Genomic DNA, 25414 nt, shown 5'->3' with positions numbered 1-25414 from the left:
GCCTCGACGCAAAGAGCGTTCGGCGCGGCTACTCGGACTCGTCCGGCTTTCGCACCTCGGAAACGATGATGTCCCAGTCCGGGTTCTCGGCGCCGTTCCGGCACTCCCACCCGCCCTCGACGTCGACGTCTCGCTCGTGGGCGCGGCGGAGGAGGGACCGTAGTTCGTCGCGGAACGCCGACTCGTCTGACGGCGTCTCGTCTCCGGAGTTCACGTGGACGGGACCTCACCGATCCCGACGGTCCCGCTGTCGTCGTCGGGCGTGCGGTTCGCGATCACCGCGTCATTGGTGACGGTGACCTCGCGTCCCGCGACCGTGGAGGTGACGCGAACGTTGCCGTCGGTCGCACCCCTGAAGAGCGCGTCGAGCGACTCGACGTCGATCGATTGAAACAGGGGGTCCATCTCAGTCGGATCGACGTCTGAGATCTCTGTGAGGGTCGCAACAACCGCCATACTGGCCGAAGTCTCCATCTTGTCGTAGCGTGCCAGATACGTCTCCGACCCCGGACGAAAAGTAAACGACTCGAGAATGAGTTCAGTGTCTTCGGCAGACATATAAAGACGTAGCACACTGCGTCGGTTCAGGTGTGGCACTGATGATACAGGAGGTATTTACAAGCAGAAAGGATGTCCGTCGTCATCGGATCCCGACGCGAGCAGCGACGTGTCACTCCGCGATCAGCGTCCTCGCGATCAGCCGGCGGTGGCCGCGTCTGATCCGAGAGGACAGCGACTGTTGTGAGATGCCGAGTTCCGCGGCGATCTCCTCCAGCGACGCCGTCCGCGGCGAGTCGAAGTACCCCATCTCGTACGCCAACACCAGCGCCTCCCGCTGGGTCTCCGTGAGGTCGTACCCGTCGCCCTGAACGGGAAGCAGCGAGTGGACGGCGGTGATCTCGATGGAGATGTCGTGAGCCTGGCAGTCCGTCCGAAACTCGCCGATCCGATCGCGGCTCTCGCCGCGGACTTCGAACTGCCACCCCTCCTTGGTGCCGATACCCGAGAGCACCACGATATTGGCTCGCGCGAGGGCGGTCAGGACGCCGTAGTAGTCGTCTTCCCACTCGGCGCGCATGAGGTACTCTCCGTCGACATCGTCGATGAGCTCGATGTTCACGACCCCTCGGTGCGCCTCGAAGGCGGCCTCGATGTCTGACGCGCGCGCGCCGCGGACCCAGAAGTACGGGATGATGAGCGACGCGGCCGGGATGAGTCGTTCCAGTTCGACCGTCACCCCCGGCAGGTTCTCGAACACCGTGCCCAGCGGGAACTCGTCCGCCGGGCTCGTGAACTCCATGACCGTGGCCATAGCCACCGATCGCTCCGGACCGGCATAATGCACGAGTATGGTGTACCAAGTAGTCGACCGCCGGACCGAACGAGCGGTCGACCGTCACGCTCGACGCGAACATGGTATCCCATGTCTGTCTTCTTTATATGCGGGTCGAGGACCACTCATTCGGAATCGATTAATGAGTGTGATCGTGGAGTTCCGCGTGTCGTCCGGGAACTTCGAACTCGGACGAATACTCGCGGTCGAGGGAAACTCCACCGTCGAACTCGAGACGCTCGTCCCCCTCGGAGGAGCCACAGCCCCGTTGTTCTGGATCCACAACGCCTCGCGTGACTCGTTCGTGGACGGAGTCCAACGGCACCCGACAGTCGACGGGGCCACCCCGGTCGACGTGTTCGAAGACCGCACGCTGTTCACGCTGGACTGGGACGCGACTCGGGACGCCCTCGTGGACGCGGTGCAGGCGAACGGGGGCCAGATCCGAGACGGCGTCGGGACTCCGTCGACGTGGCAGTTCGAGGTCCGGTTCCCGAGCCACGAGTCGCTCGTCGACGACGTTCGTCGCGAGTCTCGGCGCGAGGGGACGACGACGGACGCCGAGCGGCGGCGCCCCCGAACCAGGCTGCATCACGCCGACCTGCCAAAGCTGGAGGCCGCCGGTCTCGTCGAGTACGACGCAGACGAGAAGCGAGTCCAGAGCGTCGAGGGAGCTCTCGCCCGGCGGCTGCGGTCGGTGATCGACGAGCACGAGGGGAAGGCCCGGAACGAGTAGCGCGGTGCGGACGTTCATTGTTTCGGGAATGTAGTAATTTCACACTACCTACAGCAATATACCGTCGGGAGTCGTACACGAGAGAATGGCAGATGATAAAGCGGGACGGGAGGACCAAGCCCGGGACGAGGAGAACCGACAGCGACGGCGCGACGTCGACGCGGAGCTGGAACGCGGCGACGAGCCCGAACCGGAGCTCGACACCGCGGATCTCGGCGAGGTCGAACCCGAGCTCGAACGGCTGGAGTTCCCGGTCACGGGGGCTGAGATCGTCTCGACGATCGGCGACCGCGAGGTCGCGTCCCCGACGGAGCGGTACACCGTCGAACAGCTGGTCCCGGACACGGACCGAGTGGTGTTCGACTCCCCGGACCGCGTCCGCGTACAGATACGGCGTCCCACGGTCGCCGCGGCGATGAAGCGGATCGTCGAGACCAGCGAGGCGTTACCGAACGAGGAGCTCGACGGCTCGCAGTACGACGCCTACGAGAGGACCTTCCAAGAACTGGAGCGGGTCAGCCCCGACGACGAGGACGAGGCGATCGCGGAGATCCGCGACTGGGTCGTCGAGCGGGTCCGCGAGAAGGGGGCGCTCCCGGCTTCGCGCGGGGTCCGTCGGCAGCCGGCGAAGGTCGCTCGGCGAGAGGGACACCAGATCCGGAACAGTGACTGGCTCGGGATATAGGCGGTCGGCGGCCCTCTCGACGCGCCGGCCCGTGCGAACGACCCCCCGGCTGCAGGGGAACATCTTAAGTCGGCCTGCGCCCGAATGCAAGTGTATGCGAACGGGCGTATCGAGTGGTGACGGGTGGTGGCCGTGAGCGTGAGCCAGCGGATCGCCTCCGACGACCAGCTCGCCCGGCTGTTACAGATCGGGATCGTGTTGGAGGAGGTGGTCGAGGCGCGGGCGCACCACCACTACCGGGGCGTCGACGCCGATCTCGACGACGAGATCGAGGCGCTGCTCGCGGACGCGGCCGAGGAGTCCGCCGACCACCGCGAACGGTTGGAGTCGCTTATCGCCGGACTCGGGGTCGACAGCGTGCCGTTCGACGAGATCGAATCGCTCGTCGACGCCCGCTACGGGCGGACCAAGCCCGAGGACTTCGACGGGATCCTGTACGATCAGCTGTGCAACGAGGAGACGGCGTACAAGTTCTACGACGACCTCATCGAGGCGATCGAGGCGTCGGACGCCGAGTTCACGATCGACCGGGATCGCCTCTTACGGACGCTGCGGACGATCCGAGAAGAGGAGGCCGAGGGCGTCAGCGAGGTCACGGAGGTCATGGAGCGACGATGAACCGGCGTATCGAACCGACGACGATCCCCGACGGAGGAGAGCCGTGAACACCGCAGACCAGTATCTCAAGACAATATACGTTGTACAGAAACAGGAAGACGGCCCCGCCTCGACGGGCTCGATAGCCGACGCGCTCGACGTGAGTCCGGCGAGCGCGAACGAGATGATCGGGAAGCTGGAGGAACGCGGACTCGCCGAGCACGAGAAGTACAAGGGAGTTCAGCTCACCGACGACGGGATCCTCCGAGCGCGGGACGCGCTCCAGACCTACTGCATCATCGAGCGCTTCCTCGCGAACGTGCTCGGCGTCGAGGAGTTCCGCGCGGAGGCCCACGAGTTGGAGGCCGTCATCGACGACACCGTCGCCGAGCGGCTGGATACGATCATCGACCGCCAGCCGGAGTGCCCCGACTGCTTCGACCCCGAGACCGACGCCTGCGCGTGCCTCGAAGTCGCGATGGCGCCGGTCGAGTCGGACTGAAGAAAGCGTCGTCGCGGCGTCCGTTCCGCGCCCGCGAGCTTACACTCCCGTGGAGTACCGCAGAATGCCCGCGATGCCGCCGAAGGCGTCCATCAGCTGTTCGCCCTTCTCGAAGTCCGTCGAGATGAACTTCGTGTCCGTCCCGCGCTGCTCGGCGATGTTCATCAGGTGTTCGATGACGTCGTCGCGCTCGTCGACCTCCGCCGGCTCGCCGCACTCGGAGCACTCGTGCTCGGGGGTGGAGTGCCGCGAGTCGACCACCTCGTACTCCTCGTGGCCGTTCGGGCACTCGTAGACGACGACGTCGGAGCGGAGGTCCTCGGAGATGAGCAGCCGGTCGACCGAGCCCATGATCAGGTTGCGACGGGTCTGTTCGAACCCGTAGGTCGCCTCCTCGCCGGTGTGGAGCTTCTCGAAGAACTCCTCCATGTGGCGTTTGTCCTCGACGATCTCCTGATCGGCGAGCGCCTCGCTGGCGTTGTCGACGAGGTCCTTCAGCCCCGACTCGTCGGTGTACGCCACGTCGAACTTGCCGAGCACCTTGTCCCGGAGCTCGTGGTGGAGGTAGTCGCCGTCGAGGAACTCGTCTTTCGTCGGCGAGGGGCCGCCGACGAGGATGCCGTCGAGCTCGTGGCGCTTGTCGACGAACAGGTCGTTGGCCATCCCCGCGACCTCCTGATAGAAGTTGTCGATCGCTTCGAGCCGGAGGCGGGCGAACCGCTGGGCGGATTGCCCCCCTTTCCGCTGTTTGCCGGGGACGAGCGAGGAGGCGGACTTGACGGGCTCGATCCGCTTGCCCTTCAGCCAGCCGACGTTGGCCTCCCGGCGGTCTAAGACGATGAGCCCGAACAGCCCGGAGTCCTCCAGCATGTGTTCGAGCGGTTCGGTGAGGAACTCGGAGTCGCAGTGGTAGCGGAACGACTCGACGGGCTGTGGCGGCGACTCCAGCGTCCGGGTGACCATGTTGGTCTGGCCGCCGCCCGCGTCGATCGCCCCCGAGAAGATCACGATCCCGTTCTCGGGCGGGAAGGTGTCGTAGTAGCGGAGGCGGTCTTTGATCGAGGTGAGCGCGTCTTGGACGGCCGTCCGGGTCTGCTTGGACTTGATGTTGGACGCCTCGCTGTGTTCCTGGGTGACGTGCGCGACCACGTCGGAGATCTGCCGGTCCTCGGGAATGTAGATAGTGACGAGCTGCGTGCCGGAGCCCTCGAAGTCTTTGAGCTCCTCGATGACCTTCCGGAACTCGTACTTCCGTCGGTCTTCGCTCGCCGCTTGGGCGTCGCTACTCATTACCCGAACTACGGCGGCGTGCGTGTAAGTAAGCTTTGACCTCCCCGCCGAGACGACGGTGCCGGTTCACACGGGCCGTCGGCGCCGGTATTATTTATAAACGATGTGCGGTGGCGCGCGCCTCGGAGCGGCCGCCATCGGCGGCCGCGAAGAGCGCGTGCGAGGGAGTCAGTCGTCCGGAGCGAAGCGGAGGACGACTGACGAGGCTGGGGAGGCGTGAGGAGCGGGGCGGTTGCAGTCGAGGAGGACTCAAAGGGGCAGTCGCGAGACGCACGGAGGCGAAGTAAGCACCGCAGGAACGAGCGGAGCGAGTGACGAGGAGCACAGCGAGCGTCCGTGCGTCTCGCGGCTGGGGCTTTGGCGGTCTTTGTCGCCGATCTATCGGTAATCGTTTATAAACGAGCGACTGGGGCTTTGGAAGTGTTCACCGCACCAACGACGACACCACTTCGATCAAAAAGGACCGAACGACCGAACCAATCGCCCCGATCCTACATCGACTCGGGCGCCTCGACCCCGAGCACGTCGAGCGCGTTCGCCATCGTGTGTTTCGCGGCCGCGACGAGCGCGACGCGGGCGGCCCGGAGCTCGTCGTCCTCGGCTGTCACGACCGGGCACTCACGGTAGAAGGCGTTGTACGCGTCGGCGAACTCGCGCGTGAACGTGGCGACCGTGTGCGGCTCCAGGTCGTCGGCCGCCTCCTCGATGACGGCGGGGAAGCGGGCGACCTCGCGGAGGAGCTCGCGGGCCGCGTCGGTCTCCAGCGCGCTCGCGTCGACGTCGAGCGCGTCCGTGTCGACGACTCCTCCGGAGTCGGCCGTCACGCCCGGCACGTCGACGCCTTCGGCCGCGGCCTCGGCGAGGATGCCGGCGCAGCGCGCGTGGACGTACTGGACGAACGGGGCCGACTGCGCCTCGAAGTCGAGCGCGTCCTCCCACTCGAAGGTGATCGCCTTCGCGGGCTGCTTCGAGACGATGTCGTACCGGACCGCGCCGATCCCGACCTGGTGGGCGATGCGCTCGACGTCCTCGTCGGTGAGGTCGTCGTCGCGGATGCGGTCGTCCATCCGGGACTCGACCGCCTCGCGGGCGCGGTCGATCGCCTCGTCGAGCAGGTCGTCGAGCATCACGCCGGTCCCGCGGCGAGTGGACATCTTCCCGTCCGGGAGGTTGACGTACGAGTAGATGACGTGGCCGAGCCGGTCGGCGTCGTTGCCGAGCAGCTCCAAGGTCGCGTCGAGCTGGTCGGCCTGCAGCTTGTGGTCCTCGCCGAGGACGGTGACGGCGCGGTCGTAGTTGTCGAACTTCCACTCGTGGTGGGCCAGGTCGCGGGTGGTGTAGAGGCTGGTGTCGTCCGAGCGCAGGAAGACGAGGTTCTTCTCGATCCCCCACTCGTCGAGCTCTAACTGCCAGGCGTCCTCCTCGTAGACGGCCTGCTCGGTCTCTTTGAGCCGCGCGGCGATGTCGTCGGTGGAGCCGTCGCGCATGAACCGCGTCTCCTTGACGAACTCGTCGAACTCCGCCGGGAGCCGCGCGAGGCACTCCTTCATCCCGCCGAGCACGGTGTCGACGACCTCGCCGACGCGCTCGTACGTCTCCTCGTCGCCGTCTTCGAGCCCCTGGAGGATCCCGGAGATCTCATTCTCCGCGGCGTCGACCGCGGCGGGCTCGGCCTCCTCTAAGAAGGCGTTCCCCTTCCGGTAGTAGCGGACGAGGTCGTACTCGGCGCGGTCGCGGGCGGGCTCGGCGTCGAGGTCCGACTCGTCGAACCGCTCGTACGCCCACGTGAACACGGCCATCTGCCGGCCCGCGTCGTTGACGTAGTAGTGGCGGTCGACGTCGTAGCCGGCGTACTCCATGAGGTTCGCGACCGCGTCGCCGACGATCGGGTTGCGGGCGCGGCCGACGTGGACCGGCCCGGTCGGGTTCGCGCTGGTGTGTTCGACGACGACCGACGTGTCCCGGTCGGGGAGCGCGCCGTAGCCGGCGTCGGCGGCGGCCGCGTCGAGCGCGTCGACGAGGTAGCGCTCGCCGGCGTGGAAGTTGACGTACGGGCCGGCGGTGTCGACCGAATCGAGGTAGTCGTAGCCGGCGATGTCGACCGCGGCGGCGACCTCGCCCGCGACGTTCGGCGGCGCGCCGCCGACCTCGCCCGCGAGCCGGAAGGCGACGCTGGAGGCGAGCGTCGCGTCCATGTCGTCGGGCGGGCGTTCGATGCCGAGGTCGTCGGTCGGGAGGTCGAGCGAGGCGAGGGCGTCGCCGAGCGCGTCGGCCACCTCCGACCGGAACTGCCTGAACATACCGTCCGTTCGTCGGGGGAGTTAAAAGGGCCTTCCGAAGCGGCTCGGGGAGAGTGAGCGACGCAGACGACCGAAGTGCGCGGCGAGCGTGCGCCGCCCTCGCTACCGTGGCTCTGGAGGTGGTTGCCGTGCCGGTACTGAATTAGAAACGAGTAACTGGGGCTTTCGAGACCCCATTGCGTCAGCAGCAACGAGCAGTACTGTAACGGCCCTATTGAAATCAGTAGGAGCTGAGATGAATGGCGTGACCGATACAGAGCGTGGATCCAGCAGTTAGTCGTCTTCAGGCGCGCGGTCGGTGGTCCCAGTGAGGCCAAGGTGGTCTTCGACCGTGGCGAGGCGGTCGTGAAGTCGCTCGTTCTCCTCCTCAAGCGTGTCGATCCGGTCATTCTTGCGTTCGCTTTCGTCTTCGAGGTCGTCAATCCGCTCCTGTTTCTCGTCGAGTTTGTCCGACAACCCCTGGAGGGCGGCGAACAACACGCCGTCGGCGTCGACAGTGCTGATCCGCTCGGGATCCCCTCCCAGACCGAACGCCTCTTCGAAGTCCGCGGCCATTGGGCCCATGTGGGTGACCCCCTCTCGGGTGTCGTACTCCCAGGTACTGACCTCGAGGGCCTCAACGCCGGCCAGCACCTCTCCGGGGTCAACCGGCTGGATCGCGGACTTGGCGGAGCGAGAACTGACCGAACTCCAAGAGCTGTCCCCCGGGGCGAGTTCGACGCCGCTGCTGAAGTCACTGGTGGTCCAGACGACGGCCCCGCCGCCGGCCTGGAAGACGACCTCGTCGTCGGTCAGGGACTGGACGGTGTCGGTACTGCTGTCCCCCCAGACGAACGCCCCCTGGGCGAACGCCTCGGCCTGCCGGCCGGCGGCGAACGAGTAGTTCTCTCTGGCGACAGCATTTTGACCACCCGGGACTGTCGCGAACTCCCCTTTCGACGTTCCCGACTTGCCGGTGCGGTTGGCTCCACCACCGCCCACCGTGCTATTTGTACCACGAGCATCGTTAAAGTAACCCCCTCCGACGGTCGACTGCCGACCGCTTGCGGTGTTGCTGAATCCCCCGGCGACGGTCGACTGGGAACCGCTGGTGATGTTATTTAAGCCCCCGCCGACGGTCGCCAAGTTATCGCTTGCGGTGTTCTGATTACCCCCGGCGACGGTCGCCGAGTTAGCGCTTGCAGTGTTATTTAACCCCCCGGCGACAGTCGCCGAGTTAGCGCTTGCGGTGTTATTTAAGCCCCCAGCGACGGTCGCCGAATTAGCGCTTGCGGTGTTCCGGGTTCCGCCGCTGACGGTCGCGTCGCCGCCGCTAGCGGTGTTGCCCACGCCCCCGGCAACGGTCGCGCCCCGGTGGCTGGCGGTATTTGTGTTGCCCCCGCTGACGGTCGCGTACATGGCGTCTTCGGTGCCCGATTGGGCGTTGCCGGCCCGGTTGTTCGACCCCCCTCCGACTGTGCCGAAGCGGTCGGTCACTTCGTTGGGCCCCGCGAGCACCCTTCCCGACGAATCCTTCGTCGTGGCCCCGCCGCCCCCGCCGATCATCGCCCCGAGTGACCCGTTCACGTCGTTACCGACGTACCCGCCGACCACGCTGCCACCGATACCGTAGGTGACGCCGCTGTCGTTCGTGTCCGTTCCCGCCGGTGCCAGCCGCATAACTCGGTCCCCAGCGACGGTTAACGTGTGGCCGCTGGTGGCGTCAAGGTCGCCTTCGACGAGGGTGTCGTCGGGCGTCGCCAGTCCGTAGCCGTCGCTGGCGTTCGGGGCGGCCCCCAGCACGCCGATGGGCAGGCCGCTGGCGGCGGTGTTACGCCCCAAGACGCCGATACCGTAGGTGTTGGTGAACTGCCCGCGGATCTTGTACTCGACACGACTCGTCGACAGGTCTACGGTCACAGTGGCTCCGGAGTTGACGACGAGACTGGGTTTCTCGACCGGCTCGTAGCCGAACTTGCTCGCTCGCACGTCGTAGGTGTCGGCTGCCACGTTGGCGCTGTACTCGCCGCTCGCGTCGGTCGTCGTTTCGCCTTCGAGCGTGTCGGATCCGGATTCGGTGATGGTGACGGTGGCGTCTTGGATGCCGGTCCCGCTGGCGTCGGTGACTGTCCCTTTTATTGTCGCCATTGATCGGTCCTCCTGATGGCGACGCGATGGTGTCTGCCCCGCGCGGGTGCGGAGCGCGTCGGTCGGTCGCCATCGATCCTCGGTCGTGCTCCTCGACTCGCCCGGTCCTTGTAGGTCGAGGTGACCGAGGCTTGGTCGGCGTTCGATACGTCCGGTCGGTAGTCCGATGGTGTGTCGGTCATGGCTGGTGGCTCCTCCGACCGCCCCCGGGAACCGCCGAGTACACCAGACAGGCTGTCACTCGTCCAATCACGGGAGTGGCCGCCCAATACACAACTCTATATTGGTAATTAGTAACAAAGTTTGGGAGTGACAGGGACATCTGTAAGATACGCGCCCTGTATTCAGCATCATCTCAACGACCCACCATCGACTGAATATTTCGACGGAGCCGAAGCGATTACTCGCTATTCCACGATCTCGTCGATCAGTTCGCGCGCGCTCCGCCGGACCGCCTCGTCGCTCTCGATCGACGGCTCCCAGCCGAGGTCGACGAGCCGTTCGATGGAGAGGCGCATCTTCGGCACGTCCCCGGTCCAGCCGCGGTCCCCGCCGGTGTACGCGTAGTCGGGGTCGACGCCGAGCTCGTCGGCGACGATGTCGGCGATGTCGGTGACCGAGGTGGTCGTCCGGGTGCCGAGGTTGTAGACGTTTAGGTCCTCGTCGGCGCGCTCAACGTCGTACTGGATGGCGTCGACGCACTCCGAGACGTGCATGTACGACTTCTCCTGCCGGCCGTCGCCGAGGATCTCCAGACTCGTAGGGTCGTCGTCGAGCTTCTGGATGAAGTCGGGGATCACGTTGCCGCGCTGGTGCGGGCCGACGATGTTCGCGAAGCGGAACACCCACGACTGCACCCCGTACGAGTGGGCGTGCGTGGAGATCAGCGCCTCGTCGGCGAGCTTCGAGGAGCCGTAGATGGAGATCGGTTCGAGGGGACCGTGATCTTCGGGCGTCGGGCGGGGCGCCTCGCCGTACACCGTCGAGGAGGAGGTGAACGCGAGCCGGTCGACGTCGACCTCGTGCATGCGTTCGAGGACGTTGTACGTCATCGCCGTGTTGTCCTCGAACAGCTCCCGATCGTCGTCGTAGTTCGTGTCGGTGTACGCGGCGAAGTGGAAGACGGTATCGAGGTCGCCGGTGACCGCCTCGGCGACGTCACCCGGCTCGGTCAGATCGGCCTCGATAAAGTCGGCGCCGTCGGGGACCCGGTCGCGGTCGCCCTTCGAGAGGTCGTCGGCGACGCGGACGGTCGCGCCGCGGTCGAGGAGCCGGGCCGCGAGGTGGCTTCCGACGAGCCCCGCGCCGCCCGTGACCAGCACGGTCGAGTCATCGAGCATACACGCGAGTCGACGCGGGCCGGTAAGTACGCGTCGGTCGATCCGCGTCGCTCCCGCGATCCCGCTCTCCGTCCGCGCTCAGAGCCCCTCTCTGCCGCCCTCCTGCGCGAGGATGACGACCATCGAGAGCCCGGAGATGACGAGCAGGATGAGCGTTGGGACGACCGCGTACTGGTACAGGGCGTCCTCCTGCGCGCGCCAGATCTGCGTGACGATCGTCTCGAACCCGGAGGGACGGAGAATGAGCGTCACGGGCAGCTCCTTCATCGTCGTGAGGAAGACGAGGGCGGCGCCGGCGACGATCCCGGACCGCGTGAGCGGGAACGTCACGCGGCGGAACGCCCCCATCGAGGACTCGCCGAGGGTCCGGCCGGCCTCGACGAGCGTGGGGTCGACCCCGAGGATCGCGGTCCGCGTCGAGCCGACCACCTGCGGCAGGAAGCGGACGACGTACGCGAACACGAGCAGCGGGAGGGTCTGGTAGATCCACGGGACGTACCCGGAGCCGAAGTAGACCAGCGCGAGCGCTAACACGATCCCGGGCACGGCGAACCCCACGTACGTGGCCCGCTCGAACAGCGTCGCGAGCGGCGAGTCGTGGTTCGCGGCGAAGTACGCGACGGGGATCGCCGCCAGCGCGGCGGCGACCGCGGCGGCGGCGGCGACCGAGACGCTGTTGACGACCTGGATCGGCTCGAACGCCATCGAGGGGCGCCGGCCGGCCTCCGAGCGCACGAGCCACAACAGGAGGATCCAGAGCGGGACGAGGAGCGCGACCCCGGCCACCGACGCGGGCAACAGCGTCGCCGGCCACCGCCACCGGCCGAGGCTCACCGGTCGGTCGGTGGTGCCCGCGTCGTCGCCGTGGGCGTCCCGGTCCGACCGGACCAGCCACTCCAACGCGAGCACGACGAGCACGACCCCGAGCAGTTGGAGGGAGAGCAGCGCGGCGTAGTCCCGGCCGAACGCGTTGTACTCGACGTATATCTGCCGGGTGAACACCGGCAGCCGCATGATGGAAGGCGTGCCGAAGTCGGAGACCGCGTACAGCGCCGCCAGCAGCGACCCGGCGGCGATCGCCGGCCGGATCACGGGGAGCGTCACCCGGCGGAACGCCCCGATCCGACCGTGGTTCAGCGTGCGGGCCGCCTCGATCAGCGTCGTGTCGAACGAGAGGAGAGCCGCTCGCGTCGTCAGGTAGACGTACGGGTACGTGTACAGGGTGATGACGAGGATCGTCCCCGAGAGCCCGTATATCTCCGGGACGCGCTCGACCCCCAGCGGCGCGAGCACGTCGTGGAACTCGCCTCGGGGGCCGAACGCGGAGACGAACGCGAACGCGCCGACGTAGCTCGGCACGACGAGCGGGAGCGCGGCGGCGACCGACCAGAACCGACGGAAGGGGAGGTCGGTGCGAGCGGTGAGATACGCCAGCGGGACCCCCAACAGGATCGAGAACGCCGTGACGCCGCCCATTAGCAGCAGGCTGTTGAGCAGCACCTCGGCGGTCCCGGCGCTGAACAGGAGGTCCATCGCCCGCGCTCGCTCGACGGTGACGGCCTCGATCACCAGCCACGCGAGCGGGAACATCATCGTCGCGGCGATCGCCGCGGACAGGAGGGTCAGTCCCGGCGGGAGGCGGCCGTCGCCGTCGGTCAGGAAATCGCGGATCCGGCGTGTCAGGCTCATGGTCCGGGAGACGGGGTGCGTTATCGGAGGGACGTGGCACCGACCGTTAGCAGTTCCGGTTCGGTCGTCGATCGGGTCCGACGGATATAATAGTTTAGGGAGGCCTAAACCGAATATGGAACTGACGCGTCGCGACGCGGTGGCCGCGCTGGCCGCCGTCGGCGCGACCGGGGGGGTCGCCCTCGCGGCCCGGCGGACGAGCGACGGTCCCGGAGCCGGGGGGGACGCGGCCGACGGCGGCGAGGGGGGCGACAGCCTCCCCGACGAGGCCGTCGTCCGGGCGTCGATGACCGCGGTCGCGACGGTCCTCTATCCGAGCGAGATCGACGGCGTCGAGGCGTTCGTCGGTGGCTTCCTCGACGGGCGCCTCGACGGGTCGACCCACGCGGAGGGGGTTCGAGCCGCGGTCGGCGAACTCGACGCGGCCGCCCGCTCGTGGCACGGCGCGCCGGTCGCGGATCTCACCGAGCGCGACCGCGACAGGCTCCTCCGAGAGGTCGGCGCCGACACGGCGGCGGAGGACCCGGACGGGACGCTCGCGGAGCGGGTGCGCTACTACGTCGTCAACGAACTGCTCTTGGCGCTGTACGCCTCGCCGACGGGCGGGGAGCTGGTCGGACTGGAGAACCCGCAGGGACACCCCGGCGGGACCGAGAGCTACCGGCGGGGACCGCGATGAGCGCGGGCGACGCCCGAGGGGGAGGGACCGATCGCGAGGCGGTCCGCGACATCGACCGATCCCCCGTCGCGAACACGGACGTCTGCGTCGTCGGCGCCGGTCCCGCGGGCGCGCTCGTCGCCGACCGGCTGGCCGCGGACCGCGAGGTCGTGGTCCTCGACGCGGGGCCCCGATTCGACCCCGCCGACCGACTCGCGCGGCAGGAGCGGGCGATCCGCCCGAGCTACGACCGGCCCGACGTGTGGGGCGGCGGCGGCGAGCGCGACGCCTACAGCAACGCCGGCGAGCGGTTCTACCCGTTGAACCACGCCCGCGTCAAGGGGGTCGGCGGGTCGACGCTCCACTGGCAGGGGATGGTGATGCGGCTCCACGAGGACGACTTCGCCTCCGAGACGGCGCGCGGCGTCGGCGCGGACTGGCCGATCGACTACGCCGACCTCCGGCCGTACTACGCCGAGGCCGAGCGCGAGCTGGGCGTCGCCGGCGCCTCGGACAACCCCTACGCGCCGCCGCGCGAGGAGCCGCACCCGATGCCGGCGTTCGAGCCCTCCTACAGCGACTCGCTGTTCGCGGAGGCGTGCGAGGAGCTGGGGATCGACATGCACTCGGTGCCGAACGCGCGCAACTCGGAGCCGTACGACGACCGCTCCGCCTGCGTCGGCTACGGCACCTGCCAGCCCGTCTGCCCGGCGGGCGCGAAGTACGACGCGACCGTCCACGCCGAGCGCGCGGAGGAGCGGGGCGCGACCGTGATCGACCGCGCGCCCGTCCAGCGGCTGGAGCACGACGCCGACCGCGTCACGGCCGCGGTGTACGCGACGCCAGACGGCGAGGAGCACAGGCAGGCGGCCGACGCGTTCGTCGTCGCCTGCGGCGGCGTGGAGACGCCGCGGCTCCTCCTCCTCTCGGAGTCCGACGACTACCCCGACGGCCTGGCGAACTCCAGCGGGACGGTCGGGAAGTTCTTCATGGACCACCTGTTCGCGGGCGTCGGCGGCACCCTCGACGAGCCGACGCGCCAGAACCACGTCGGGTTCTACACCAGCGCCTGCGACCAGTTCTACGACGAGGCCGACGCGCAGACCGCCCCGTTCAAGCTGGAGTTCTTCAACTACGCCGGGCCCTCGCCCGTCGAGATGGCGCTGACCGGCGACGACTGGGGGGACGCCCTCTTAGACCGGCTCCGCGACGGCTACGGCACTCACGTGGCGATGGGCGGACTCGTCGAGCAGCTCCCCCGGTCGGACAGCTACGTGACGCTCGATTCCGACCGCACCGACGGTCACGGCAACCCGGTCCCGGAGATCCACTGGCGCGTCGGCGACCGGGCGCTCCGGACCATCGAGCGCGCCAACGAGATCCAGCGGTCGGTCCTCGAAGAGCTGGGGGCGGATATCGAGTGGGTCGCCGGCCCCGACGCGACCGGCCCCGCCTACCATCACATGGGCACGACCCGCATGAGCGACGACCCCGAGGCGGGCGTCGTCGACGCCGACTGCCGGACCCACGACCTGGACAACTGCTGGATCGCGTCCAGCTCGGTGTTCCCCACGGGCGGCGCGATGAACCCGACGCTCACGATCGCCGCGCTGGCGCTGCGCGTCGCCGACGACGTCGAGCGCCGGTTCTGACTCTGTTTTAGGCAAACCTAAAAGCTCAAGTGGGTGGGGCGACCCGTACGAGGTAATGAGCGGATCACTCAGCGCGAACGGGTCGGCCGCCGAGGTCGACGAGACGGGGGACGATGCGGCGACAGACGGCGATGCGACCCCCGACGGCGACGCGGCGACCGCCGACGGCGACGCGACCTCCAACGGCGACACGGCGACCGCCGCCGACGACGCCGAGCACTACACCTTCGACGACGTCAGCGTCGTGATGGGGACGTACAACGAAGAGGAGGCGATCGCGACGGTCGTCGACGACATCGACGAGGTCACCGGCGGACGCGCCGAGGTCGTCTGCGTCGACGGCTCCTCGGATCGGACCCCGGAGATCGCCCGCGAACACGGCGCGACGGTGATCGAGCAGGAGCCGCAGGGGTACGGCGTCGCCGTCCGCGAGGCGATCCTCGCGCCCGACCGTCCGGTCGTCGTCACGACCGACTGCGACGACACCTACCCGATGGAGGCGCTCCCGGAGTTCCTCGAGGCGATCAACGACGCCGCCGACGTCGTCAGCGGCGACCGGCTCTACCACGGCGCGAAGGCGATGCCGGCGTTCAATCGCCTCGGCAACCACGCGTTCGCGCTCCTCGCGTCGGTCCTGATGGGCGAGCGCGTCCGCGACACCACCACCGGGATGCGCGCGTACCGCCGCGACGTCGTCGAGGGCATCGAGTGGACCGAGAACACCGGCCTCTCCGCCGAGCTCCTCATCCGCCCGCTGATGCGCGGCCGCGACGTGCGCGAGCGCCCGATCGACTACGCCGAGCGCCTCGGCGAGACGAAGCTCGACCCGATCGAGGGCGGCGCCGCCATCGCCAAGTCGATCGTGACGGTGTGCGTCGAAGAGCGGCTGCGGCGGCTCTGAGGCCGCGCAGAGCGTCGCGGACGCCGGACGGCGGTCCGGACGGACGCTGTGGGCACAGCGGACCGCCGCCGGCGGCGTTTTCGAAACCGCGAGCGACGGCCACGAATTATAAGCGGTCAGCTCACGTTGCCTCGCTCGCCTCGGCGTCCGTCTCGAAGGCAACCCACTCGGCGTGGGCGTCCGGGTCGTCGGGCAGATACGTCTCCTCCGATCCGCACGCGACCGCGAGCCGGCAGACGGAGCGCTCCGGGGGCCAGATCGCCTCGACCGTCCCCTCGTCCGTCGCCCGGACCGTCGCCTCCTGCCGGTAGGTGAACGTCGAGCCCGCGGGGTCGACGAGCGTCACCGTCACGATCACCTCGTCGCCCGCGGGGTCGATCGGGGCGGTCGCGTTCGGCGCGCCGGCCAACCGCGCGCCGGCGGGCGTCAGCGACCAGTCGACCGTCAGCGAGCCGTCGGGATCGCGCACGCCGTACTCGGCGTCCCCGTCGCCGCGCGCGGTCTCCAGTCGAACGACCGCGCGCTGGACGCGGTCGGGCACGCCGACGGTCGTCTCCGCGCCGACCCGCGACCCCTCCCGGACGTCGAGCGGTTCGAGCTTCGGGGTGACGTGCCGGGTCGGGTCCGGCGTCCACTCGCCCCGGTACGCGTAGCGGTGGAACTCGCGGTCGGGGTACGCGTCGATCACCGCGAAGTCCTCGACCGGGTCGCGGTCGAGCGCGTACACGACCGGCCCGTCCAGCCCGGGCTCGTTCCGGAGCGCCTGAAACGGGTGGCCGAGCCACTCGCCGTACGGCGTGGGGACGAACACGAGGTCGTCGTCGAACTCGGCCGCCTCGATCGGCGCGTAGGCCGTCTCGTACTTCTCGGCGTGCGACGCGTGCCGGTCGAGCGGCGCCTCGGCCGCGGCCGCCGCGCCGAGCGCCCCGCCGAGGACCGCGATGACGGCGAGCGCGGCGACGACCCGCCCGCGCGGTTCCCGGCGTGACGCGGGACGCGAGCCGCGCTCGGAGCCGGGAGAGCCCCCGCCCGCCGGCGACGACGGCGACGCCGGCGAAGAGCGACAGCGGGACGAGGAGGTCGAAGTGGTAGAACGGCCCGAAGCCGGCGACCAGCCCGTCCGTCGGATCCGAGAGCGTCGCGAGGAGGTTGTTCGTCCCCCAGAAGAAGAGGTTGCCGACGACGACGGAGCCGGCGACGCCGGCGACCAAGACACCGGCGGTGCGCTCGAATTGAGCGTCGCCACCGGACCCGAGCGCGCCCCGCCCCGACAGCCACCCGCGCGCCGCCAGTCCGCCGCCGGCGAGCGCGAGCAGCGTCCCGAGCGGCCCGGCGACGACCCACCGCGTGGCGAGGTACCACAGCGCATATCCGTTCGATCGAAGCGCCAGTTCGGGCGTGTACTCCTCGCTGTGGCCGAGGATCCGGCGCTCGCCGAATCCGGGGCCGTCCATCGGCGCGAACGCCTCGTAGGGGAAGGTCAGCGGGGAGCCGGTCATCCGGAGGTTGTACGCGAGGGTGACGCCGACGAACAGCGTCCCGAACAGGGCGGTGAGGCCGTGGCGACGGACCGTGCCGGGGAGCCGGAGCGACGGACTCCCGACGTCCCGGACCGCGACGACCTCTCGGGTCGCGACGACCGCCCTGACCGCGGCGACGGTCCGGACGAGCGCGTGCAGGATGAACGGCGCCGCGAACAGCACCGCCGTGTACGGCCGGGCGAAGAAGGCGAGCCCGATCGCGACGCCCGCGAGCCCCGCGAGCGGGAGCGACCGGTCGCGGACGCTCCGGAGGTACGCGACCGCGAACAGGAGGTTCAGGAACGTCGTCGGCGCGTACGGGAGGAACACCGAGGAGGTGACGAGCGCCAGCGGCGAGGCGACGAAGCAGACGGCGGCGGCGAGACCCACCCGCCGCTCGAATATCGTCGACCCGAGCAGGTACACGAGCGCCGCGTTACCGGCGGCGACCGCCGCGAGCGTCACCCGCGGCTCGCCGAACAGCGCCATCGAGACGGCGTACATCGCGGCGGGGACGGGGTTGTACTTTGGGTAGAGCCGCCCGCCGTCCTCGATGAAGAACCACGGCTGGACGGCGTCGGCCAGCGCGCCGGCGTGGATCTCGAGCTGGCCGGAGAGCAGCAGCGCGGCCTGCGTGAGGTACACCGCCTCGTCGTGGTTGACGGAGTGGTAGCGGAACAGCGTCGCGGCGATGAGGAAGGTGACCGCCCCCGTCGCGGCGGTGAGGAGGGCGGCCGCCAGCGTCAGGCGGTCCGCCTCGGCCAGCCGGACGCGGGCGCCGCTCGCGAGGCGGCGGGCGAGCCGGCGGGGACGGCGGAGGGCCGGAGGAGAGGCCACGGGCGGCGGCGCGGACCTACACCTCGACGCCGGCCTCGCGCATGAGGTCGATCGTCGGTTCGAGGTCGGACAGCTGCGTCAGGTCGATGTCGGGGACGTCGAGCTCGTCGATCGAGGGGAGGTCCCCGATCGGCTCCACGTCGGGGATGAGGGGGTACTCGAACGTCGTCCGGGCGAAGTAGTCCTGCGCCTCGGCCGACAGCAGGTGGCGGACGAAGTTCTGGGCGAGGGTCGCGTCGCTCGCCGTGTCGATGACCGCGGCGCCGGCGACGTTGAACACCGCGCCGGCGTCGCCGCTCGTGAACGCGGTGCCGATCGACGCGTCGGGGTTGCCGTCGAGGACGCGCTGAATGTAGTAGTGGTTGGTGAACGCCGCGTCGATCTCGCCGTCGGCGATCGCCTGACAGGCGGCGAACTCGTCGGGGTAGCTGCTGATGCCCGACTCGACGACAGACTCCAGCCAGTCGAGCGTCGCCTCCTCGCCCTCGATGAGCCGCATCGCGGTGACGAAGGCCTGACAGGAGCCGTACGAGGGCGCCCAGCCGAGGGTGCCGGCGAACTCCTCCGGGTAGGCCATGACGTCGTCGGGGAGGTCCCCCTCGGAGAACTCCTCGGTGTTGTACGGAACGGTGCGGGCGCGACCGGACGTGCCGATCCACTGCTCGGTGCGGAACTCCGATCGGATCATATCGGTGATCTCCGAGGGAAGCGCCTGCGTGCGTCCCTCGTCGGCCAGCGCGCCGAGCGACCCGGCGTTCACCGAGTAGAACACGTCGGCCGGCGACCCGTCGCCCTCGTTGGCGATCTGGTTGACGAGGTCGGTGGAGCCGCCGTACCTGACGGTCAGGTCGAAGCCGTCGTACTGGTCGTCGATGTACTCAACGAGCTCGCCGACGAGGAACTCCCCGCGGCCGGAGTAGACCGTGAGCTCGCCCTCCAGGTCGGGCATCTCGGCGATGGGGGTGCCGCCGGGGGCCCCGCGCCCCGCGCGCCCGGAGCCGATCTGTCCGATCGACCCCTCGGCGTCGCCGTCGCCGTCACCGTCGCCGTCGTCGCCGCCCATGCAACCCGCGATCCCGGCCGCGCCGAGGGCGCCCGTCGCCGCGAGGAACCGCCGGCGGTCCACGTCGTCTGAGAAGTGGTGAGTCATGTGTTTTAGGCTAACCTAAATCGACTTAGTGGTGTCGGTTCAGTCGTCCGCGACCGCCGCCGCCCGGCGGATCGCGTCGAGGCAGTCGAGCCAGTCGCGCATGTGTTCGCCGACGTGGGTGAAGAACGCACCGTTCCGGTACTCCTCGAACTCGCCGTCGGCCAGTCGGTCGGCCATCGCGGCGTACACGGCGGCGTAGTCGCCGGCGTCCGCCCCCGCGTCGTCGATGAGCTCCCAGAGGTGCTCGTTCAGCTCCAGCCCGGCGACCTCGTTGTGGAGGTCGTCGAACGTCGAGCGGGCGGCCTTGTTGTGCTCGCAGAGGGGCCGGCCGTTGTAGATCCGCTTGCCGAGCACGTCGCAGGCGCGCTTGAGGAACACGCCGCTCCAGATGTCGTCGAAGCGGCCCACGTCCCACTCGTTGTCGTCCATCGGGAGCTGGTAGAACGCGGGGATCACCTCGCGGCGGAACGCGAGGTTCATCGAGCAGACGGTGAGGTAGTTGCCGCGCGCGGCGACGAAGTCCCCGCCGAAGTCGTCGGCGGTCGTCCGGGTCTGCGCCTGGCCCTCCAAGTCGCCGTCCATCAGGATCCGGACCGCGTCGAGGTCGGGGACGTTCGTCCACAGTCCCTGCGAGGCGACGACCTCGCCCGCCTCGATCTCGGCCGTGCCCGTTTCGACCGTCTCGTCCATCGCCGAGTACGGGTAGCCGCGGGGGTAGAGCCCGTGCTCGTCGGCGTTCTGATAGAGGACGTTCACCCAGCTCTCGTCGGAGCCGACGGACTCGATCGAACCCTCGAACGCGAGGTTCTCCATGTGGCGCCCGAAGTAGTCCTCGTCGTCGTGCGGGAGCGTGTCGTCGTCGATGAACAGGCCGTACTCGAAGGCGTCGTCGGCCCACATGTAGAGCAGTCCGAAGCTCGTCTCGGCGTGGCTGGCGGCCGGGACGACGTGGCCGTACTCCGCGACGCCGTTGGCCTCGTACCACTCCTCGCGGCGGCTGCCGTCGAACACTTCGCCGGAGACGTCGAGGTCGTCCAGCATCGCGCGCATCTCGTCGACGTCGCAGAAGTCCTCTGTGACGAGCACGAAGTGGAGCCGGGAGACGTCGAACCCGTGCTCTCGGGCGTTCGCGACGTACTCGCGGAGGCACTCGTACTCTCGGATCGTAGGGACGATCACGCAGATGTCCCCGCTCGCGGCGGCTGAGCGGCGTTTTTCCATACACCGAGGTTTTTAGGCTAACCTAAAAATCTGGCGGTCCGGCGCTCGGCGACTCTCCCTCGTCGGCCGCTTCCGGCCCGTCAGCGGGGATTCCCCCGTCGGCCTTCGCCGGGGGAGCCGGCTCGTCGCCCGTCGTCGGCCCGGCCGTCGGCGAGAGGCCGAGCGCGAGCGCCGCGACTCCGCCGCCGGCGAGCGTGACGGCGTTCTTCAGCGCGTGGTCGAGGATCGCCGCCGCGAGCGCCGTCTCGACGGGCAGCCCGGTCGCGCTCACGACGAGGCCGGTGAACGCCGCCTCGTACAGCCCGATCCCGCCCTGCGAGAGCGGGAGCACCTTCGCGAGGTTGCCGACGCTGACCGCGAGCGTCCCGACGACGAGCAGCGTCGGCGCCGGGACGATCCCACCGAGCCCGCCCACGAGCGCGGCGAGCACGAGCACCGCCGTGAGGACGTCGAGCGCCCAGATCCCGAGGCTCCAGAGGAACACCGCACCGAGGCGCCGGGGATCGGCGGCGACAACGCGGACGGACGCGCCGAACCGGACGGCGGCGTCGACGGCCCCCGCGAGTCGCGATCCGGATACGCGGTCGCGGAGCGCGCGGCCGAACCGCCGGTCGCTCCGGGCGACCGCGACGGTCGCGACCGAGAGCACCGCGGCGACGACCGCGATACCGGCCGCGGCCGCGAGCGCGGTCGACGGCGCGACGGCGCCGACGGACGCTCCCGACCCGGGCGACCGACCGGTCAGAAACAGGAGCGCGAGCGCGACGCCGCCCAGGGCGCCGATCGCCACGAGCTCGAACGCGCGCTCGACGGCCAGCGAGGCGACGCCGGTCGGGTACGGCACGTCCCGGCGCTCCTTGAGCAGGTACGCGCGGACGCCGTCCCCGGCCCGCGCCGGAACGGCGAGGTTCGCGGTCTGGCTGGCGAACACGGTCGCCGTGAGGAAGCCGGTCCGGCAGCGCCGGCCCATCGCCGCGAGCACGTCGCCGTACCGCCGCCCCCTGAGCGGCCACGAGAGCAGGTAGACGCCGAGCGCGGCGGCGAGGAGCGTCGTGTCCGCCGCCGTCACCGCGCCGACCACCGCGTCCGCGTCGAGGCTCCGAGCGATGATCGCCGCGCTGAGCCCGACGACGAAGAGCGTCCCGACGAGGGTGAGTCGCTTCCGCGAGAGCTCGGCGCGGAGCCGCGCCCGGAGGCCGGCCTCGGTCACGGGCGCGACCCCCGGCGTCGGGCCGTTCGGAACCGACCGGCTCTCTCACCGGTCCGCGGGCGTTCGAGGCGCCGTTCGACGGTCATGCGTTGATTTAGGTTGCCCTAAAACATATAACGCTGACGGTTCGGCGACCGTGTGCGACCGCCGCCACGGGACGGACCGGACCGCGTTCCCGCGAACTGCCGACTGCCGAAAAGCGCTTTTGTGCGTCTATCAAAATATCACACATGTCCGACTCCGTCCGAATGTGGCTCGTCGAGCGGACGTACTCCGACGACGAGCAGAACATGGTGATCCTCACTTACGCCACGCCCGACGGCAAACGCTACTTCCGGAAGGAGCGCGCCCTCACCTCCTTCACCGACGTCCGGGACACCACCGCCGCGGTCGACGCCGACCCGGAGAACGTCGGGAGCGTCGACGACCCCGCCGAACGCGAGCGGTACGCGGCCGAGGCCGACCGCATGGCGGCGGCTCACGCTCCGGACGACGTGATCTGACCGCCGCGATCCGACCGACGCGGCCGCGCTTAAGTAGGTCCGGCGCGAAGTCCCGTCGATGCGGGCCACCTTGGAAACCCTCGCGGCCGCCGCGCTCGTCGGAGTCGTGCAGGGCGCACTGCGCCTCGTCGGCCTCGCCGGGCTCCTCGCGCTGTCGACCCCGCTCTCGCTGGCGCCCTGGACGGTCGTCACCAGCGTATACGCGCACGGGTCGGTCGGCCACCTGCTGGCGAACGGCCTCGCGCTGCTCCTCGTCGGCCCCCTCGTCGAGCGCCGGACGACGCGACTGCGGTTCCACGCGTTCGTGGTGACGACCGGGGCGGTCGCCGGGATCGCGCAGGTGATGCTCGGCGGGCTGATCGGTCCGCCGACCGCCGTGTTGGGGCTGAGCGGCGCCGTCTTCGCGCTCGGCGGCTACCTTCTCGCCGGCAACGTCGTGACCGCGACGCTGTTCGACCGACTGCGGCTCCCGCCGCGCGCGCAGTTCGCGCTGTTCGGGCTCGCCGCCGTCGCGCTCACCGCGACGACCGCGGCGCCCGGCGTCGCGCTGATCGCTCACGCCGTCGGCGCGTTCTGCGGCCTCCTCTCGGGACGAGCCGGACTGCTGGACGTTCGGTGACGCGAGTGGAGAGGAGACCGCGGCGCCGTCGCTGGCGGCGGTAGAAAATGCGGAGAGAGCGAAATACGCCCTAGCGCTTAGTCTTCGAGAACGATCTCGATGCTGACGTCGTTCGGCACTTGGACGCGCATGAGCTGGCGGAGCGCGCGTTCGTCGGCGTCGATGTCGATCAGACGCTTGTGGACGCGCATCTCCCAGTGCTCCCACGTCGCCGTCCCCTCACCGTCCGGGGACTTTCGCGACGGGATCTCGAGCGTCTTCGTCGGCAGCGGGATCGGGCCCGACAGGGCGACCCCCGTCGAGTCCGCGATCTCGCGGACGTCGTCGCAGATGTCGTCGAGGTCCTCGGGGCTCGTGCCGGCGAGGCGGACGCGTGCCTGCTGCATCGATTATCGCTCGTTGACTTCGAGCACCTTGCCGGCCGCGATGGTCTGACCCATGTCGCGGATGGCGAAGCTGCCGAGTTCCGGGATCTCGCCGGACGGCTCGATGCTGAGCGGCTTTTGCGGGCGCACGGTGACGACCGCGGCGTCGCCGGACTTGATGAAGTCCGGGTTCTCCTCGGCGACCTCACCGGACGACGGGTCGATCTTCTGGTCGATCGACTCGATCGTACAGGCGACCTGCGCCGTGTGGGCGTGGAAGACGGGCGTGTACCCGGCCGTGATGACCGACGGGTGCTGCATGACGACGACCTGCGCCTTGAACGTCTCGGCGACGCTCGGCGGGTCGTCGGCGGGGCCACAGACGTCGCCGCGACGGATGTCGTCCTTGCCGATGCCGCGGACGTTGAACCCGACGTTGTCGCCGGGCTCGGCCTTGGGCACCTCTTCGTGGTGCATCTCGACCGTCTTCACCTCGCCGCCCACGTCGGACGGCTGGAAGGAGACGTTGTCGCCGGTGTTGAGGATCCCGGTCTCGACGCGTCCCACGGGGACGGTCCCGATACCAGAGATGGTGTACACGTCCTGGATGGGGAGTCGGAGCGGCGCGTCCGTCGGCGGCTCGGACTCCGGCAGGTCGTTGAGCGACTCCAGCAGGGTGGGGCCGTCGTACCAGGGAGTGTTCTCGGAGTCCTCGGAGACGTTGTCGCCCTCGAACGCGGAGATCGGCACGAATGTCGTGTCGTCGGTCGCGAAGCGGACCTGGTTGAGCAGGTTCTTGACCTCCTCGATGACCTCGTTGTAGGTGGACTCCTGGTAGTCGACCAGGTCCATCTTGTTGACGCCGATGATGAGCTCGTTGATGCCCAGCGTGCGGGCCAGGAACACGTGCTCTCGGGTCTGGGGCGCGACGCCGTCGTCGGCCGCGACGACGAGCACCGCGTTGTCGGCCTGCGAGGCGCCCGTGATCATGTTCTTCACGAAGTCACGGTGGCCCGGGCAGTCGACGATGGTGAAGTAGTAGTTGTCCGTGTCGAACTCCTGGTGGGCGATGTCGATCGTGACGCCGCGCTCGCGCTCCTCGGCGAGGTTGTCCATCACGTAGGCGAACTCGAAGCCGCCCTTGCCCTTCTCTTCGGCTTCCTCGCGGTGCTGCTCGATTACGTGCTCGGGGACGCTCCCCGTCTCGAAGAGGAGGCGACCCACGAGCGTGCTCTTGCCGTGGTCGACGTGGCCGATAATGGCCAGGTTCTGGTGCGGTTTGTCACTCATGGGGTAATCACGCGCTAAGGCGCTCTGTGAGTAAGTTTCGGTTGATTCCACTAAAACGGTTTCGATACGGTTCACAGACCATCGCGACGCAGTCAGGCGATTCTCGACAACGCGGGGCACGTCAGCGGGACACACGGTAGGGGTCCCGGTCACGCGGTTCGACTGCGAGAGGGTCGGCCGTCCCCCGAAACGGGGTGAAAATCGCTACTCCAGTCGCCCGACGTCCCCGAGCACCGCGCTGGCGGTCTCCGGGCCGCCGCCGCCGCGTCCCGAGATGTTGAGCCGACCCGCGTGCGAGGTCTCGATCTGGACGATGTTCTGGGTGCCCGAGACCGCGAGCGTCCCGTTCTCGGGGACGAGCCGCGGGGCGACCCGGACCGTCTCGCCGGTCGCCTCGCCGATGAGCCGGACCGTCCGGCCGTCCTCGGCGGCGAGCCGGAGCGCCGAGCCGGGGACGTCGCGGATCCCGGAGACGTCGGCGTCCTCGAGCGTGAACTCGCGAGCGTCGGCCGGGTCGTCGGCCGCGCCGAACGAGAGCACGTTCGCGAGGATGACGCACTTCAGCGCCGCGTCGGTCCCGTCGACGTCGAAGGAGGGGTCCGCCTCGGCGACGCCGAGGTCCTGCGCCTCCGCGAGCACGTGCTCGTAGTCGAGCCCCTCGGCGGCCATCCGCGTGAGGATGAAGTTCGCGGTCCCGTTGAGCACGCCGCGCACCGCCGTGACGTGGCCGGGCTCGATGTCCTCGACGGTCGAGACCGCCGGAATCGCGCCGCCGACTGTGGCCTCGAACCGGATCTCGCCCGCGCTGTCGGCGACGGCCGCCCGCAGGTCGCCGAAGCGCTCCGCGACCGGGCCCTTGTTCGCGAGCACGGCGTCGCGGTCGCGCTCC

General features: G+C 69.2%; 23 protein-coding genes and 1 pseudogene. 9 read left to right on the top strand and 15 right to left on the bottom strand.

The features are described from left to right. Positions 1-28: 28 nt before the first annotated feature. From DJ82_RS03810 to DJ82_RS03800, 3 genes are all read right to left on the bottom strand, one after another. A complete protein-coding gene (locus tag DJ82_RS03810) occupies positions 29-214 on the bottom strand; it encodes a hypothetical protein (protein ID WP_094525287.1) in 186 nt (61 codons plus the stop codon). Next, a complete protein-coding gene (locus DJ82_RS03805) occupies positions 211-558 on the bottom strand; it encodes a HalOD1 output domain-containing protein (protein WP_158217272.1) in 348 nt (115 codons plus the stop codon). The genes DJ82_RS03810 and DJ82_RS03805 overlap by 4 nt, the downstream gene beginning before the upstream one ends. 112 nt (positions 559-670) lie before the next feature. After that, a complete protein-coding gene (locus DJ82_RS03800) occupies positions 671-1312 on the bottom strand; it encodes a helix-turn-helix domain-containing protein (protein ID WP_094526480.1) in 642 nt (213 codons plus the stop codon). A gap of 175 nt (positions 1313-1487) precedes the next feature. Between DJ82_RS03800 and DJ82_RS03795 the strand changes: the two genes are divergently transcribed. The 4 genes from DJ82_RS03795 to DJ82_RS03780 all read left to right on the top strand — a co-directional run bounded on the left by DJ82_RS03795 (position 1488) and on the right by DJ82_RS03780 (position 3853). Then, positions 1488-2069, top strand: a complete 582-nt coding sequence (locus DJ82_RS03795; RefSeq protein ID WP_198948005.1) for a bacterio-opsin activator domain-containing protein — start codon at positions 1488-1490, stop codon at positions 2067-2069. An 85-nt stretch (positions 2070-2154) separates the two neighbouring features. Continuing rightward, positions 2155-2754, top strand: coding sequence for a hypothetical protein (locus DJ82_RS03790; protein ID WP_094557373.1), 600 nt, complete (start codon positions 2155-2157; stop codon positions 2752-2754). A 132-nt stretch (positions 2755-2886) separates the two neighbouring features. Next, positions 2887-3372, top strand: a complete 486-nt coding sequence (locus tag DJ82_RS03785; protein WP_094525472.1) for a rubrerythrin — start codon at positions 2887-2889, stop codon at positions 3370-3372. Between the two features lie 43 nt (positions 3373-3415). Then, positions 3416-3853, top strand: a complete 438-nt coding sequence (locus tag DJ82_RS03780) for a metal-dependent transcriptional regulator (protein ID WP_094525468.1) — start codon at positions 3416-3418, stop codon at positions 3851-3853. A 39-nt stretch (positions 3854-3892) separates the two neighbouring features. Here DJ82_RS03780 and prf1 read toward each other — a convergent pair whose 3' ends face one another. From prf1 to DJ82_RS03755, 5 genes are all read right to left on the bottom strand, one after another. After that, positions 3893-5143: a peptide chain release factor aRF-1 gene (gene prf1, locus DJ82_RS03775; RefSeq protein ID WP_094581102.1), complete on the bottom strand. Its 1251-nt coding sequence runs from the start codon at positions 5141-5143 to the stop codon at positions 3893-3895. 491 nt (positions 5144-5634) lie between these two features. Beyond that, on the bottom strand, positions 5635-7443 hold the full coding sequence (argS, locus tag DJ82_RS03770) for an arginine--tRNA ligase (protein WP_094581101.1): 1809 nt from the start codon (positions 7441-7443) through the stop codon (positions 5635-5637). A gap of 273 nt (positions 7444-7716) precedes the next feature. Continuing rightward, complete coding sequence (locus DJ82_RS03765) at positions 7717-9570, bottom strand: carboxypeptidase regulatory-like domain-containing protein (protein WP_094581100.1); 1854 nt, start codon at positions 9568-9570, stop codon at positions 7717-7719. Between the two features lie 407 nt (positions 9571-9977). After that, positions 9978-10910 (bottom strand): NAD-dependent epimerase/dehydratase family protein, encoded by a 933-nt coding sequence (locus DJ82_RS03760; protein WP_094581099.1) that lies wholly within the window; start codon positions 10908-10910, stop codon positions 9978-9980. A gap of 78 nt (positions 10911-10988) precedes the next feature. After that, positions 10989-12599 (bottom strand): iron ABC transporter permease, encoded by a 1611-nt coding sequence (locus tag DJ82_RS03755; protein WP_094525462.1) that lies wholly within the window; start codon positions 12597-12599, stop codon positions 10989-10991. 115 nt (positions 12600-12714) lie between these two features. Between DJ82_RS03755 and DJ82_RS03750 the strand changes: the two genes are divergently transcribed. The 3 genes from DJ82_RS03750 to DJ82_RS03740 all read left to right on the top strand — a co-directional run bounded on the left by DJ82_RS03750 (position 12715) and on the right by DJ82_RS03740 (position 15810). Further along, positions 12715-13278 (top strand): gluconate 2-dehydrogenase subunit 3 family protein, encoded by a 564-nt coding sequence (locus DJ82_RS03750; RefSeq protein WP_094581098.1) that lies wholly within the window; start codon positions 12715-12717, stop codon positions 13276-13278. Beyond that, positions 13275-14909, top strand: coding sequence for a GMC family oxidoreductase (locus tag DJ82_RS03745; RefSeq protein ID WP_094581097.1), 1635 nt, complete (start codon positions 13275-13277; stop codon positions 14907-14909). Before DJ82_RS03750 ends, DJ82_RS03745 begins: the two co-directional genes overlap by 4 nt. 247 nt (positions 14910-15156) lie before the next feature. Continuing rightward, positions 15157-15810, top strand: a complete 654-nt coding sequence (locus tag DJ82_RS03740) for a dolichyl-phosphate hexose transferase (RefSeq protein WP_241881402.1) — start codon at positions 15157-15159, stop codon at positions 15808-15810. A 121-nt stretch (positions 15811-15931) separates the two neighbouring features. Here the strand turns inward: DJ82_RS03740 and DJ82_RS03735 are convergent. The 4 genes and pseudogenes from DJ82_RS03735 to DJ82_RS03720 form a co-directional block, all read right to left on the bottom strand. Beyond that, positions 15932-18167: pseudogene (locus tag DJ82_RS03735) on the bottom strand (glycosyltransferase family 39 protein). A gap of 16 nt (positions 18168-18183) precedes the next feature. After that, positions 18184-19317: an extracellular solute-binding protein gene (locus tag DJ82_RS03730; RefSeq protein WP_094557366.1), complete on the bottom strand. Its 1134-nt coding sequence runs from the start codon at positions 19315-19317 to the stop codon at positions 18184-18186. Positions 19318-19356: 39 nt separating this feature from the next. Then, positions 19357-20538, bottom strand: a complete 1182-nt coding sequence (locus tag DJ82_RS03725) for an alpha-1 4-glucan-protein synthase (RefSeq protein WP_094581095.1) — start codon at positions 20536-20538, stop codon at positions 19357-19359. Positions 20539-20560: 22 nt separating this feature from the next. Further along, positions 20561-21748 carry a lysylphosphatidylglycerol synthase transmembrane domain-containing protein gene (locus DJ82_RS03720; RefSeq protein WP_094581094.1) on the bottom strand — a complete coding sequence of 396 codons (1188 nt, stop codon included), beginning with the start codon at positions 21746-21748 and terminating at the stop codon, positions 20561-20563. Between the two features lie 230 nt (positions 21749-21978). On the opposite strand from DJ82_RS03720, the gene DJ82_RS03715 reads away from it, so the two are divergent. Then, on the top strand, positions 21979-22251 hold the full coding sequence (locus DJ82_RS03715; protein ID WP_094525454.1) for a hypothetical protein: 273 nt from the start codon (positions 21979-21981) through the stop codon (positions 22249-22251). Between the two features lie 58 nt (positions 22252-22309). Next, positions 22310-22870: a rhomboid family intramembrane serine protease gene (locus tag DJ82_RS03710; protein ID WP_094525453.1), complete on the top strand. Its 561-nt coding sequence runs from the start codon at positions 22310-22312 to the stop codon at positions 22868-22870. Between the two features lie 77 nt (positions 22871-22947). Here the strand turns inward: DJ82_RS03710 and rpsJ are convergent, their stop codons facing one another. From rpsJ to DJ82_RS03695, 3 genes are all read right to left on the bottom strand, one after another. Next, on the bottom strand, positions 22948-23256 hold the full coding sequence (gene rpsJ / locus DJ82_RS03705; RefSeq protein WP_004048854.1) for a 30S ribosomal protein S10: 309 nt from the start codon (positions 23254-23256) through the stop codon (positions 22948-22950). A gap of 3 nt (positions 23257-23259) precedes the next feature. Further along, a complete protein-coding gene (tuf, locus tag DJ82_RS03700; protein ID WP_094525452.1) occupies positions 23260-24525 on the bottom strand; it encodes a translation elongation factor EF-1 subunit alpha in 1266 nt (421 codons plus the stop codon). Positions 24526-24729: 204 nt separating this feature from the next. After that, the coding region (locus DJ82_RS03695; RefSeq protein WP_094581093.1) for a homoserine dehydrogenase at positions 24730-25414 on the bottom strand (685 nt) is incomplete at its 5' end.

Origin of the sequence: Halorubrum sp. Ib24 (genome assembly GCF_002252745.1) — an archaeon.
GTDB lineage: Archaea > Halobacteriota > Halobacteria > Halobacteriales > Haloferacaceae > Halorubrum.
Note: the sequence above shows the minus strand (reverse complement) of the source record. Positions and strands in the feature narration are given on the sequence as shown.